Source organism: Nocardioides sp. Soil777 (assembly GCF_001428425.1).
GTDB classification, from domain to species: Bacteria; Actinomycetota; Actinomycetes; order Propionibacteriales; family Nocardioidaceae; genus Nocardioides; species Nocardioides terrigena.
The window spans coordinates 50,124-62,906 of sequence record NZ_LMSN01000017.1 but is presented as its reverse complement, the minus strand read 5'-3'; the positions used below and the strand labels follow the sequence as shown (position 1 = coordinate 62,906).

The window sequence follows — 12,783 nt, the reverse complement described above, 5'->3', positions numbered from 1 at the left end:
AGGAGATCTGATGAGCCACCGTCCCGACCCCGTCCACGACCCCGCCCACGACCACCGCCACGACGAGGGCGAGGTCCACGAGCACGACCTGGGCCTGCAGCACGACCTGGGCACGTTGCGCCGCCGCGGGCTGGGCCGCCGCGGGATGCTCGGGATCTTCGGCGGCCTGGGGGTCGCCGCGGTGGCCGTGGGGTGCGGCGCGGACACCTCGTCCACCGCCACCTCCACCTCGACCCGCCCCGAGCCGCCGGCGGGCGGCGGTGGGCCCGGAGCCGGGGGAGCGATGGGGGGTGACACGAGCGTCGAGGTGGCCGACGGCGAGATCCCGGAGGAGACCGCCGGCCCCTACCCGGGCGACGGCTCCAACGGCCCCAACGTGCTGAGCGAGAGCGGCGTCGTCCGCTCCGACATCACCACCAGCTTCGGCACTGCGACCGGGGTGGCCCAGGGTGTGCCGCTCACGTTGCGCTTCAAGGTCTACGACCTGACCGGCGACGACGTCGAGGTGCTCGCCGGCGCCGCGCTCTACGCCTGGCACTGCGACCGGGACGGGGCCTACTCGATGTACGACGGCGACGCGATGCAGGAGAACTACCTGCGCGGCGTGCAGGAGACCGACGCGGACGGCTGGGTGGAGTTCACCACCATCTTCCCGGGGTGCTACGCCGGTCGCTGGCCGCACGTGCACTTCGAGGTCTACGAGTCGCTCGACTCCGCCACCAGCGCCACCACCAAGCTGCGCACCTCGCAGCTCGCGTTCCCCCAGGACGTCTGCGAGACGGTCTACGCGACCGAGGGCTACGAGGACTCGGTCGCCAACCTGGCCGGCGTCAGCCTGGACTCCGACGGGATCTTCGCCGACGGCTACTCGCTGCAGATGGCGAAGGTGACCGGATCGGTGGAGGAGGGCTACGTCGCCACCCTCTCGGTGCCCATCTGATCGGAGCCCATCCAGGAGCATCCCGTCCGGGCGCGTTCCGGTCCCGGGGTCCGCCGGGGGCGGTGTGGTGACAGGATGGCCGCGTGCCCCCTGCTCAACCCGTCGGCGACCCCGCGCCCGAGGACGGGTCGATACCCGACGACGCCTACGCCGAGTTCGGCCGGCGACCCTTCGGGCTGTACGTCCACGTGCCGTTCTGCACGGTGCGGTGCGGCTACTGCGACTTCAACACCTACACCGCCGAGGAGCTGGGGGACACCCCCGGCGCCTCCCGCTCGACGTACGCCGGAGCGGTCATCGACGAGATCCGTCTGGCCCGTCGGGTGCTCGGCCACCGCGACGTCAAGATCGAGACGATCTTCTTCGGCGGCGGCACTCCGACGCTGCTGCGCCCGGCCGACCTGGGCGCGGTGATCGCGAGCGCGGCCGCGGAGTTCGGCCTGGCCGATGACGTCGAGATCACCACCGAGGCCAATCCCGACAGCGTCGCGGCCTGGGACCTCGAGGAGCTGCGCTCGGCGGGCTTCAACCGGATCAGCTTCGGGATGCAGTCGGCCGTCGACCACGTGCTCGCCGTCCTCGACCGCACCCACGACCCGTTGCGGGTGCCGGCCGCGGTGCAGTGGGCGCGGGCCGCCGGCTTCGACGAGGTCAGCCTCGACCTCATCTACGGCACGCCGGGGGAGTCGCTCGCCGACTGGGAGACCAGCCTGGACTCGGCGCTGGCCTGCGAGCCGGACCACGTCTCGGCGTACTCGCTCATCGTGGAGGAGGGCACCGCCCTGGCCCGGCGGGTCCGCCGCGGCGAGCTGCCGATGCCCGACGAGGACGACGCCGCCGACAAGTACGACCTCGCCGACGAGCGGCTCACCGCCGCCGGGCTGGAGTGGTACGAGGTCTCCAACTGGGCGCGTCGGCCGGAGAGCCGGTGCCGCCACAACATGCTCTACTGGACCGGCGGCCACTGGTGGGGCGCCGGCCCCGGTGCCCACTCCCACGTCGGCGGCGTGCGGTGGTGGAACGTCAAGCACCCCGCGGCGTACGCCGACCGGCTGGCCGCCGGCCTCAGCCCGGCGCACGGGCGCGAGTACCTCTCCGAGGCCGACCGCCGCTTCGAGCGGATCCTCCTCGAGATCCGGCTGCGCGACGGGCTGCCCGTGCTGGCGCTGGGTCGCCACGGCCGCGGCGAGGTCGCCCGGCTGATGGAGGAGGGCCTCGTCGAGCTGCTCACCGAGCGGCTCGTCCTCACCCGGCGCGGTCGGCTGCTCGCCGACGCGGTCGTGCGCGACCTCACCGCCTGACTCACGCGCCTTCTCGGGGTAGTCCGTGACGATCGGACCCCTGACAGCGACATCCCGGGGTCCGTTCGTCACGGACTACCCCGGGCGGGTCAGGCCCCGGGGGCGGTCACGAAGTCGATGAGCTCCTCGACGCGGCCGAGCAGCGCGGGGTCGAGGTCCTCGAAGCCGCGGACCCCGCCGAGGATGTGCTTCCAGGCCATCGCGATGTCGGTCTGGTTGCGGTGCGGCCAGCCGAGCTGCTGGCAGGTGCCGGTCTTCCAGTCGATCGAGCGGGGCACGTCGGGCCAGCGCTCGAAGCCGAGCCGCTGGGGCTTGACGGCCTGCCAGACGTCGATGAAGGGGTGGCCGACGATCAGGACGTGCTTGCCGACCGGGGACTTCGCGATGTTGGCGGCGATCCGGCTCTCCTTGGAGCCGCGGACGAGGTGGTCGACGAGCACGCCGACCCGGCGCTGCGGTCCGGGCTTGAAGTCGCGCAGGTGGTCGGCCAGGTCGTCGACCCCGCCGAGGAACTCCACGACCACGCCCTCGATGCGCAGGTCGTCGCCCCAGACCTTCTCGACCAGCTCGGCGTCGTGGCGGCCCTCGACGAAGATCCGGCTGGCCCGGGCGACCCGGGCCTTGGCGCCGTGGACGGCGACCGAGCCGCTCGCCGTACGCGTCTTCCGGGCGGGTCCACCCCGAGCGGGCGGGACGAGGACGACCGGTCGGCCCTCCAGCAGGAAGCCGGGTCCGAGGGGGAAGGTACGCCGCTTGCCGCGGCGGTCCTCCAGGGTCACGGTGTCGAGGTCACGGTCCACGGCGACGATCTCGCCGCACCAGTCGGTGGTGACCTCCTCGACGACCTGGCCGAGGTCGGCCGGGGTCTCGGTGGCCCGGCCGTTCTTGGGGGCGCGCCAGTCGGTCTTGAGGACGTCGGAGCCGTAGCGGTCTGCGGGGGAAGGCACCGGACAACGCTAGGTGGAGCACCCGGCGGCGTGGGGGTGCCACGCCGCCGGGCGTCGTCGCTCAGTCGGCGATCAGTCCGAGATCAGCCGGAGATGCCGGCGCCCTGGGCCCCGTCGCCGCTCACGGACTCGGGGTCGGTCTCGTCGTCCCCGTCCTCGGTGCTGGGCGTCTCGCCCGAGGACTCGTAGGTGCCGGTGGTGTCGTCCTGCGTGTCCTGCATGCCGAGCTCGTCGGAGTCCTTGGTGGCCTCGTCGTCGGGGTCGAGGGGCTCGGCGAGGGGGTTGTCCTCCCCGGGCTGCAGGTCCTCGGGGAGCTGCTCGTCGGAGACGCCCGAGAGCTGCTGGTCGTCGGGGGACTGGGTGCCGCCCTCGTGGTCGGCGTCGGCCTCGCTGGTGGTCGCGCTGGCCTGGGGCAGGTCGCTGGATTCGCTCATGCCTCGTTCCTACGCGACCACCGGGCCCGCGTACACCCCCCTAGGGACTCAGATGAGCGGCAGCCGCTTCTGGCTGCGGGGCAGGTGCTCGTAGCCGAGCCGTACGGCCGAGGTGAGCAGCGCCCGGTCCCACGGCCACTCGCCCTCGTCGAGCGCCCGGCCGACGGGGACACCACGGCTCGCGAGGTCGCGGATGGTCTCGGCGATGACGCCGAGCTCGTTGCGCTGCTCGTGGACGTAGTCCTTGTCGACGAGCTGTCCGTGGCCGGGGACCACGACGGTCTCGTCGGTGGTGAGCCCGAGGACCAGGTCGAGGGTGAGCGGCCACTCGAGCGGGAAGGAGTCGTCGCCGATGAACGGCTTGTCCGACTCCTCCACGAGGTCCCCGGCGACCATCACGTCGGCGTCGGGCACCCGGACGACGAGGTCCCCGGCGGTGTGGCCGCGGCCGGGGTGGATCAGCTCGACGATGCGGTCACCGAGGTCGAGGGCGTACGCCGAGGAGAAGCCGTGCGTCGCCGGTCGCAGGGTGGTGTCGAGGATCTCGGCTGCCCGCGGGTTGTCGCCGACCTGCGCGGGGTCGGGGCGTGCGCCGGCGCGGACCATCTGCTCGAGCGCGAAGTCGGTGGCGTGGATCGGCAGGTCGCCCGCCCCGGCGGCGAGCACGTCGTTGCCGAACCAGTGGTCCCAGTGGTCGTGGGTGTTGACCAGGGCCGTGACGGGGCCGGCGCCGAGGCGTCGTACGGCGTCCGCGACCTCGCGCGCCGCGTGCGCCGAGCCGTGCGTGTCGATCATCACCATGCCGTCGGAGCCACCCACCAGGGTGACGTTGACCTGCATCCATGCGTGGTGCGCCACCCACACACGGGGCGCGACCTCGACGAAGGACGGCTCGCTGGTGTCAGTCATGGGAGCGACCCTAGTAGGCTTGGCACTCACGCTCAGCGAGTGCCAGTCACGGCACCACGGCACCCACCCGGAGGAGGACGCGATGGTCGAGGACCGCAGGCTCGCCGTCCTCCGCGCGATCGTCGAGGACTACGTCGCCACCGAGGAGCCCGTGGGCTCCAAGGCGCTCGTGGAGCGCCACAGCCTCGGCGTCTCGCCGGCGACGGTGCGCAACGACATGGCGGCCCTCGAGGACGAGGGATTCATCCACCAGCCGCACACCAGCGCCGGCCGGGTGCCCACCGACAAGGGCTACCGGCTCTTCGTCGACCGGCTCACCGGCGTCAAGCCGATGAGCGCGGCCGAGCGCCGGGCGATCACCACCCTGCTGGACGGGGCGGTGGACCTCGACGACGTCGTACGCCGCTCGGTGCGACTGCTGAGCCAGCTCACCCGGCAGGTCGCGATCGTGCAGTACCCCACCCTGTCGCGCAGCACGGTGCGCCACGTCGAGTTCGTCTCGCTGACGCCCACCCGGGTGATGCTCATCCTGATCCTCAGCACCGGGCGGGTCGAGCAGCGGCTCGTCGAGCTCGGCGCCGAGGTGACCGACGTGCAGCTCGCCGACCTGCGGGCGCGGGTCAACCAGGCGGCCGCGGGGGAGCGGATCGCCGACGCCACCCAGGCGCTCGGCCGGCTCCCCGACGAGGTCACCCCGGAGACCGCCGCCATCACCCGCGACGTCGTCACGTCGCTGGCCGAGGCGATGTCCGACCACCGCAACGACGAGCGCGTCGCCGTGGGCGGGGCCGCCAACCTGGCCCGCTTCGGCGACAACTTCGACACCGCGGTCCGACCGTTGCTCGAGGCCCTCGAGGAGCACGTGGTGCTGCTCAAGCTGCTCGGCGAGGCCACCACCGGCGACTCGGTGACGGTGCGCATCGGCCACGAGGGCCCCTACTCCGAGCTCTCCTCGACCAGCGTCGTGGCCACCGGCTACGGCCCCGCAGACCAGGCCTTCGCCACGCTCGGCGTGGTGGGCCCCACCCGCATGGACTACCCCGGATCCATGGCTGCCGTGCGTGCCGTTGCACGGTACGTCTCCCGGATCCTCGACGAAGGACACCAGTGACCCAGGACCTCTACGAGCTGCTCGGCGTCTCCCGCGATGCCGACGCGGCTGCCATCAAGAAGGCCTACCGGGGCCTTGCCCGTCAGTTCCACCCCGACGTCAACCCCGACCCGGCGACGCAGGAGAAGTTCAAGGAGGTCTCCCGCGCCTACGAGGTCCTCTCCGACCCGCAGAAGCGGGCGGCGTACGACCGCGGCGGCGACCCCTTCGGCGGCGGCCAGGCCGGCTTCGGCCAGGGCCAGGGCTTCTCGTTCACCGACATCATGGACGCGTTCTTCGGGGGCGGGGCTCCCGGCGGCGGCGGTCAGGGCCGCGGTCCCCGCCAGCGCGTACGACGCGGGCAGGACGCCCTCATCCGGCTCGACGTCGAGCTGGCCGAGGCGGCGTTCGGCACGACCAAGGACCTCAAGGTCGACACGGCCGTCGTGTGCACGACGTGCCACGGCGACGGTGCGTCCCCGGGCAGCACGCCGATCACCTGCGAGACCTGCCGCGGCGCCGGCGAGGTCGCCCAGGTGCAGCGCTCGTTCCTCGGCGAGATCCGCACCCTGCGCCCCTGCGCGGCCTGCCGCGGCTTCGGCCAGATCATCCCGGACCCCTGCCGCGAGTGCTCCGGCGAGGGCCGCGTCCGCTCGCGCCGCAACCTGACCGTCAAGATCCCGGCCGGGGTCGACCACGGCACCCGCGTCCAGCTCAGCGACCAGGGCGAGGTCGGTCCCGGCGGTGGCCCGCCCGGAGACCTCTACGTCGAGATCCACGTCGACGCGCACCCGACGTTCACCCGGCACGGCAACGACCTGCACTGCACGGTCACGCTGCCGATGACCGCCGCCGCGCTCGGCACGACGCTGACGCTGCCGCTGCTCGAGGCCGACCTCGAGACGGCCGACGACTCGGACGTCCGCACCGACTACGAGCTGGAGATCCGGCCCGGCACCCAGTCCGGCAGCGAGCAGGTGCTGCGCGGCTTCGGCGTCCCGGGCCTCCGCGGTGGCCGTGGCGACCTCATCGTCAACGTCTCCGTGGACACCCCGACCCGCCTCGACGCCCGCCAGGAGGAGCTGCTGCGCGAGCTGGCCGCCATCCGGGGCGAGGAGTCTCCCGACGGAGCCGTCCAGGCCCCCGCGAAGTCGATGTTCGGCCGGCTGCGCGACGCCTTCAACCAGCACTGACGGTCCCGGTCGCATGAGCCTCCCGGTCCATCTCGTCCCGTCGCTCGACGGCGTCGTGGTCGGCGCGGCCGTCGAGGTCACCGGCGACGAGGCCCACCACGCCGTCGCCGTACGCCGACTGCGCGTCGGCGAACGGGTGGTGCTGACCGACGGCGAGGGCCGCTCGGTGACCGGCGAGGTCAGGTCCACGGGCAAGCGGGTGTTCGCCGTCGAGGTGGCCTCCGTGTCCGCCACCGACAGGCCGTCGCCGGCCTTCACCGTGGTGCAGGCGCTGCCCAAGGGCGACCGGGGCGAGCTGGCCGTGGAGGTGCTCACCGAGGTGGGCGTCGACGTGGTCGTGCCGTGGGCCGCCGCCCGGTCGGTGGCCGTCTGGAAGGGCGAGCGCGCCGTCAAGTCCCACACGAAGTGGCAGGCCACCGCCCGCGAGGCCGGCAAGCAGTCCCGGCGCTCGTGGTTGCCGACCGTGTCCCCGCTCGCGTCGACCGACGCCGTCCGCGACCTGGTGGCCGCGGCCGACCTGGCCGTGGTGCTCCACGAGGACGCGACGACCCCGCTGTCGAGCGTGGAGGTCCCCGTCGAGGGGCGCGTCGTCGTGGTGGTCGGCCCCGAGGGCGGCATCGCCCCCGAGGAGCTGGAGGTGCTGGAGGCGGCCGGGGCCCTCACCGTCCGCCTCGGCGACGAGGTGCTGCGTACGTCGACCGCCGGCGTCGTCGCCGTCGCCGCCCTGCTGTCCCGCACCGACCGCTGGCGCTGACCGTCAGCCCAGGGTGAAGTCCTTGGTGTCCTCGTGCGGCCCGGCACCCTCGGCGCCGCCGGAGGGGTCGTCGGTGCGGGCGACGAAGGTGTAGTCCCCGGGCTCGAGGGTGGAGACGTCGATCGACGCCTGCCAGGGGTAGAGCTTGCCCATCCAGCCCGACGCCGTCGCGAAGCCGTCGAGGACGACCTCGTCGCCGCGCAGGATCTCCCACGGCACGGTGGCCTCGAAGGACGACGCCACGCCGCTCGCCTCGAGCGTGTCGCCCTCGACGGTGGCGCCCTGCTCGGGGGTGGTGACGTTGACCAGGCCGGAGACCGTGATGGGGTCGGCGGCGGTGAAGGGAGCCTCGGTGCTGATCCCGAAGAGCACCGGGTCGCTGCCGGTGCGCTGGACCTGCACCGGCACCCGCTCCTGCTGGACCCCCTGGAGCGTGTAGACCAGCTGCTGGACCGCCAGCCGCGCCGAGCGCTTCGACATGCCGTCGGGCCGGTCGGTGAAGCCGTCGCCGGGGATCGTCACGAGCAGCACGCCGTCGGTGGCCTGCACGCTCTCGATGCCCACGCCGGGCCACTCGGTGCGGTAGTCGGGGTCCAGGGGCGTCCCGCCGTCGACCAGTCCGGCCGCCTCCAGCAGCGGGTCGCCCGAGACCTGCTGGAACTCCCGGAACAATCGCGGCCCCTGGGGGGTGTCGCCGACGTAGTAGACGGGCACGGCGCTCCCGGCGGCCTCGCCCGATGCCTCCCCCTCGCCCTCGGTGGGGGACTCCGATCCCTCGTCGCCCGGCTCCTGGGTCGGCTCGTCGGTCGGGGTCTCGGTCGCCGTGGCCCCCGCGGGTGCCGGGTCGTCGGTGGGCTCGTCCTCCGAGCAGGCGGACAGGCCCGAGGCCAGCCCCACGGTGAGGGCGGCGTACAGGGCCAGGGAAGCGGTGCGCATGCGTTTCACGCTAGTGGGACGTACGGCGACCGGTTTCGGTTACACGCCGGGGACCACAGATCTAAGGTGGGAGCCATGACCGCGCCCGCACGTCCCGACGACTGCCTGTTCTGCAAGATCGTGGCCGGCGACGTCCCCGCCGAGATCGTGCGGGCCGACGAGACGACGGTGGCCTTCCGCGACATCAACCCCCAGGCGCCCACCCACGTGCTGGTGGTCCCGCGCAGCCACTACGCCGACGCTGCCGAGCTGGCCCACCACGAGCCGGCCGGGCTCGCCGACGTGCTACGGGCGGCCGCGGACATCGCCGAGCGGGAGGGTCTCACCGAGGGCTACCGCGCCGTCTTCAACACCGGCGCGGGCGCCGGGCAGACCGTCTTCCACGCCCACCTGCACGTGCTCGGCGGGCGCTCGCTGCAGTGGCCTCCCGGATGAGCACCCGGCTCGCGGCGCTGGTCGCCGCCGTCGTCCTCGTCCTGGCGGGCTGCTCGAGCACCGACGACGAGCACCCGGCCGGCCATGAGGCGACCGACACCGCCGGCGCCGACGCCACCGAGCCCTCGACCGACTCGGGCCACGACGACCATGCGTCCGCCGAGCCGGCCGCCGAGGTGCCGCTGCGCAAGGGCGAGCGCCGCGAGACCCTGACGATGCCGGCTGCGTACACCCCCTCCGCGCCGTACGGCACGGGCACCGACGACTACCGCTGCTTCCTGCTGGACCCGGGCCTCGAGCGCGACACCTGGCTGACCGGCACGACGGTGCAGCCGGGCAACCCGGAGGTCGTCCACCACGTGATCCTGTTCCAGGTCCCCGCGGAGCAGGTCGACGCCGCGGAGGAGAAGGACGCGCAGGAGGACGGCGAGGGCTGGACCTGCTTCGGCGGCACCGGTCTCGACGCCTTCCAGCAGGTCGACGACGCCGCGTGGATCGGGGCGTGGGCGCCCGGCGGCGAGGAGTCGGTCCGCAAGCCGGGCTACGGCGTCAAGCTCGCCCGCGGCTCCCGGATCGTCATGCAGGTGCACTACAACCTGCTCGCCGGCACCCAGCCGGACACCTCGGCCGCCCAGCTGCGCCTCGCCCCCGGCGACCGGGACCTCGAGGAGCTGCACACCATGCTGCTCCCCGCGCCGGTCGAGCTGCCGTGCCGCGCGGCGTACGCCGACGGGCCGCTGTGTGACCGCGACGCCGCGATGATGGACGTGATGCAGCGCTTCGGAGCCGAGGGCTCGCGGACCGCCAACGTGCTCTACCTGCTGTGCGGTGGGGAGCCCGACCCCGGCCAGGTGCAGAGCTGCACCCGCACCGTGCACGAGCCGATGACCATCCACGCCTCCGGCGGCCACATGCACCTGCTCGGCCGCGAGATCAGCGTGGTCACCAACCCCGGCACCGACCGTGCCGAGACGGTGCTCGACATCCCGGTGTGGGACTTCGACGACCAGGGCGCCCGCGACATCGAGCCGGTCTCGCTCCAGCCCGGCGACACGGTCGAGGTCACGTGCAAGCACGTGCAGTGGCTGCGCGACGAGCTGCCGTCCTTCGAGGGACAGCCCGACCGGTACGTCGTGTGGGGCGAGGGCACGACCGACGAGATGTGCCTCGGGATGCTGCAGGTCAGCAAGCCCTGAGCGCCCTGCCCGGACGGCTTCAGAAGAGGTAACGCAGCCGGAGCACGGCGAAGACCACCGGCATCCCGAACACCACGAGCATCGCCCACGCCGTGACCCGGTGCCACGGCTTGGAGGCGTCGAGGCGGCCACCGAAGTCCAGCAGGGCGCCCTCGACCGTGTGGTGCGTCAGCCCCATCCGGCGGGCGTCCTCGGGGAGGTGCTGGCCCGGGAACCACATCGGCTCGGTGTCGTCGTCGTGGTCGTCGGGGTCCTCGTCGTACCACTCGTGGACGTCGCGGTCGGCACCCGGCATGGGGACACCGTACTTGCGCAGTGCCCACGGCGGGCGGCCGAGACGCTCGGTCAGCGGGCGGTGACCCCGAGCCGGACGACGTCGGACGTGCCGTCCGCCTCGCCGCTGAACCGCAGCACCCGGCCGCGGACCGGCGGACGCCGTTGTCCCCACGCGACCGTGACGCGCAGTGTCATCTGTCGCCCGGGCGCCACGGACGGTGTCCGCAGCGTGCCGCGTCGCAGCGCACGGGTGACGTCGCGACCACCCATCGTCACCGTCACCAGCAGGCCCCGACGCGATCGCGGCCCCGACAGGGTGAAGCGGTCGGAGGCCTCCCCGTCGTTCTGGATGCGCACCCGCACCCTCCGTACGTCGCGCCGATCGGTCAGCCGGACCCGACCGCGCTGCCCGGCGCCGTAGACGTCGTCGCCCACGACCGTCGTGCCGACGGCCAGGATCGCGTCCGGGCGTGCCGATCGCGGTGCGGGATCGGGCGTCGGGGTCGGGGAGGGCAGGGGAGTCGAGCTCGGCGCGGACGCGGGCAGGACGGTGTAGGAGCTCGTGGTCGTGACGCGGTTGCCGGCCCCGTCGGTCGCGGTGACGGTGAAGCTGTGCCGGCCCGACGTCCGGGTGTCCACGACGGAGCCCTCCTCGACGGTTCCGACACAGTCCTGGAGGCCGGAGCCGCCCCGGTCCGTGCACCCGTAGTCGCTCACGACGGACTGGCCGTGCTCGTAGACGGCCCCCGATGGGGGCGACGTCAGTCCCGCGGTCGGGGCGGTGGTGTCGGGGACCGTCGCGCGGTGGACGCGGTAGCTGCCGTAGCCGTTGTCGGAGTCCAGCTCCCAGATGGGGCGGAAGTCCGGGTCGAGCTCGGTCGCGATGCCGTCGGCGGCGTTGGTCCACCCGACCAGGGTGTTGCCGTTGGGCATCCGCTCGGCAGAGCCGGCGAAGTGGGCGAAGCGTCCCGTTGGTGCGTACTGACGACCGACGGTCGCGGTCCCGGTCTCCTCGTCGAGGACGAACTCGACCACCCGGCTCTGGGTGCGGCCCACGGCCGGGCCCGCCGGGTCCCCGGGGTCGACGCAGAGCGGGAAGACGTCGAAGGACCCGTTGTCGAAGACCATGATCGTGGTCGGGCCGCCGGGCTGCGTGACCTCGCTGGCCGTGTGTTGGGCGCAGGGTCCCAGCAGGGGGTCGGAGGAGAGGTCGAAGTCGCTGAGGCGACCACCGAGCCGCCAGACGATGTCGCCCTGGGCGAACCCGTCGTGGGCCGTCCTCGCGACCTTGAGCACCACGCTCAGGTGGCGCATGGAGATCAGGTAGTCGCCGTCGTCCATCACCTCCACCGAGTTGATGTGGGCGTAGTCCCCATCCGTGTCTCCCACGCCCTCGGCGGCGATGTCGATGTGGTCCCCGCTGTTCCACTCGAACGCGACGTCGCCGTCCGGCTCGATCTCCTGGACCACCGCGTCGAAGAGACCGGAGTCGTCGTCGCGGGGCTCGTAGGCCATCATCACGCGGTTGCCGTCGGGCAGCCGCAGGTAGTCGTGAAAGTCGGTGTTCACCAGCCCGACGGTCGTGCGACGCGCGACCTCCTGCATCTGCTCGTCGAGCTCGAGGATGACGTTGCCGGCCGGCAGGGCGACGTCCTGGCTGACGGAGAACGTGCCGTCGGCGTGACGCCTGAAGTCGTGGCGGTTGCCCGTGTACGGCGACAGGTAGGCCGGGACACCGTTGCCGTCGACGGCCGTCATGAACCGCGCCGGCACGCCGCTGAACGGGTTGAGGGTCATCAACGTGTGCCCGGGCTGCATACCTGCGTCGGCCGTGCCGCTCAGGACCGGGAAGCGCGCCGGCAGGTAGACGAAGGAGTATGCGGTGCTGCCCGACGCGTCCCGGACGATCACCGAGACCTCGTCACCGCTGTCGAGGTCCCGCACCTCGACGGGCCCGGCAGCACGTGACCCGTCGACGAACACCCGGCCGGCGGGGTCGCTCGTCGACGCCGTCACCGTCACGACGCCGCCGGTGTCGGCGGTCGTCCGGATGCCGTAGCGCGTGGTGCCGTGGGAGAAGGACGGGTAGGTGGTCGTCCCGGTGCCCGTCACGGCGACGGTGTGGACCGGTGCCTCGACGACCGAGGCTGCCGGTCCCATGGGGGAGACGAGCAGCAGGCCGAGCAGGATCACGAGGCACGTCAGCCCCGACAGAGGTCGCTTCACCGGCGTCACGCTACGTCAAGGCGTCCTTGGCGGGACCCGCTTCCGCGAGGTCGGGCAGCCCGCCGCGAGGGCGGAGCGGGGAGGACCGGCGTGCTCGAGGGGTTCTCGGTGGGCGCTCTGGCCCGCGCTCGCTAGCATGGAGCCAC

13 protein-coding genes are annotated in these 12,783 nt (G+C 73.0%); 7 read left to right on the top strand and 6 right to left on the bottom strand.

What is annotated here, in order from left to right:
* Positions 1-10 precede the first annotated feature (10 nt).
* Positions 11-940: an intradiol ring-cleavage dioxygenase gene (locus ASG88_RS15530; protein WP_056888358.1), complete on the top strand. Its 930-nt coding sequence runs from the start codon at positions 11-13 to the stop codon at positions 938-940.
* Positions 941-1,023: 83 nt separating this feature from the next.
* A complete protein-coding gene (hemW, locus tag ASG88_RS15525) occupies positions 1,024-2,241 on the top strand; it encodes a radical SAM family heme chaperone HemW (protein WP_056888357.1) in 1,218 nt (405 codons plus the stop codon).
* 89 nt (positions 2,242-2,330) lie between these two features.
* On the opposite strand, the gene ASG88_RS15520 is transcribed toward hemW, so the two are convergent.
* The 3 genes from ASG88_RS15520 to ASG88_RS15510 all read right to left on the bottom strand — a co-directional run bounded on the left by ASG88_RS15520 (position 2,331) and on the right by ASG88_RS15510 (position 4,531).
* Complete coding sequence (locus tag ASG88_RS15520; RefSeq protein WP_056888356.1) at positions 2,331-3,188, bottom strand: DUF3097 domain-containing protein; 858 nt, start codon at positions 3,186-3,188, stop codon at positions 2,331-2,333.
* A gap of 83 nt (positions 3,189-3,271) precedes the next feature.
* On the bottom strand, positions 3,272-3,622 hold the full coding sequence (locus ASG88_RS15515; RefSeq protein WP_056888355.1) for a hypothetical protein: 351 nt from the start codon (positions 3,620-3,622) through the stop codon (positions 3,272-3,274).
* Positions 3,623-3,670: 48 nt separating this feature from the next.
* Positions 3,671-4,531 (bottom strand): MBL fold metallo-hydrolase, encoded by an 861-nt coding sequence (locus ASG88_RS15510; protein WP_056888354.1) that lies wholly within the window; start codon positions 4,529-4,531, stop codon positions 3,671-3,673.
* Between the two features lie 82 nt (positions 4,532-4,613).
* Between ASG88_RS15510 and hrcA the strand changes: the two genes are divergently transcribed.
* The 3 genes from hrcA to ASG88_RS15495 are packed head-to-tail and all read left to right on the top strand — an operon-like array spanning position 4,614 to position 7,568.
* Positions 4,614-5,642: a heat-inducible transcriptional repressor HrcA gene (gene hrcA, locus ASG88_RS15505; RefSeq protein ID WP_056888353.1), complete on the top strand. Its 1,029-nt coding sequence runs from the start codon at positions 4,614-4,616 to the stop codon at positions 5,640-5,642.
* A complete protein-coding gene (gene dnaJ, locus ASG88_RS15500; RefSeq protein ID WP_056888352.1) occupies positions 5,639-6,814 on the top strand; it encodes a molecular chaperone DnaJ in 1,176 nt (391 codons plus the stop codon). Before hrcA ends, dnaJ begins: the two co-directional genes overlap by 4 nt.
* Before the next feature lie 13 nt (positions 6,815-6,827).
* Positions 6,828-7,568: a 16S rRNA (uracil(1498)-N(3))-methyltransferase gene (locus ASG88_RS15495; RefSeq protein ID WP_056888351.1), complete on the top strand. Its 741-nt coding sequence runs from the start codon at positions 6,828-6,830 to the stop codon at positions 7,566-7,568.
* Between the two features lie 3 nt (positions 7,569-7,571).
* Here ASG88_RS15495 and ASG88_RS15490 read toward each other — a convergent pair whose 3' ends face one another.
* Positions 7,572-8,504: a Gmad2 immunoglobulin-like domain-containing protein gene (locus ASG88_RS15490; protein ID WP_056888350.1), complete on the bottom strand. Its 933-nt coding sequence runs from the start codon at positions 8,502-8,504 to the stop codon at positions 7,572-7,574.
* Between the two features lie 75 nt (positions 8,505-8,579).
* On the opposite strand from ASG88_RS15490, the gene ASG88_RS15485 reads away from it, so the two are divergent.
* Positions 8,580-8,939 (top strand): histidine triad nucleotide-binding protein, encoded by a 360-nt coding sequence (locus tag ASG88_RS15485; protein WP_056888349.1) that lies wholly within the window; start codon positions 8,580-8,582, stop codon positions 8,937-8,939.
* Entirely contained in the window at positions 8,936-10,135 is a 1,200-nt protein-coding gene (locus ASG88_RS15480; protein ID WP_157559769.1) for a hypothetical protein, read from the top strand. Before ASG88_RS15485 ends, ASG88_RS15480 begins: the two co-directional genes overlap by 4 nt.
* 19 nt (positions 10,136-10,154) lie before the next feature.
* Here ASG88_RS15480 and ASG88_RS15475 read toward each other — a convergent pair whose 3' ends face one another.
* Both ASG88_RS15475 and ASG88_RS15470 read right to left on the bottom strand, forming a co-directional pair.
* A complete protein-coding gene (locus ASG88_RS15475; protein ID WP_056888347.1) occupies positions 10,155-10,430 on the bottom strand; it encodes a hypothetical protein in 276 nt (91 codons plus the stop codon).
* 50 nt (positions 10,431-10,480) lie between these two features.
* Positions 10,481-12,637: an aryl-sulfate sulfotransferase gene (locus tag ASG88_RS15470; RefSeq protein ID WP_056888346.1), complete on the bottom strand. Its 2,157-nt coding sequence runs from the start codon at positions 12,635-12,637 to the stop codon at positions 10,481-10,483.
* Positions 12,638-12,783 lie beyond the last annotated feature (146 nt).

Coding starts and splice junctions, on each gene's coding strand:
- ASG88_RS15515 (WP_056888355.1), bottom strand. CDS start 3,622: ATGAGCGAATCCAGCGACCTGCCCCAGGCCAGCGCGACCACCAGCGAG.
- ASG88_RS15490 (WP_056888350.1), bottom strand. CDS start 8,504: ATGCGCACCGCTTCCCTGGCCCTGTACGCCGCCCTCACCGTGGGGCTG.
- ASG88_RS15495 (WP_056888351.1), top strand. CDS start 6,828: ATGAGCCTCCCGGTCCATCTCGTCCCGTCGCTCGACGGCGTCGTGGTC.
- ASG88_RS15480 (WP_157559769.1), top strand. CDS start 8,936: ATGAGCACCCGGCTCGCGGCGCTGGTCGCCGCCGTCGTCCTCGTCCTG.
- hrcA (WP_056888353.1), top strand. CDS start 4,614: ATGGTCGAGGACCGCAGGCTCGCCGTCCTCCGCGCGATCGTCGAGGAC.
- ASG88_RS15530 (WP_056888358.1), top strand. CDS start 11: ATGAGCCACCGTCCCGACCCCGTCCACGACCCCGCCCACGACCACCGC.
- ASG88_RS15475 (WP_056888347.1), bottom strand. CDS start 10,430: ATGCCGGGTGCCGACCGCGACGTCCACGAGTGGTACGACGAGGACCCC.
- ASG88_RS15510 (WP_056888354.1), bottom strand. CDS start 4,531: ATGACTGACACCAGCGAGCCGTCCTTCGTCGAGGTCGCGCCCCGTGTG.
- ASG88_RS15485 (WP_056888349.1), top strand. CDS start 8,580: ATGACCGCGCCCGCACGTCCCGACGACTGCCTGTTCTGCAAGATCGTG.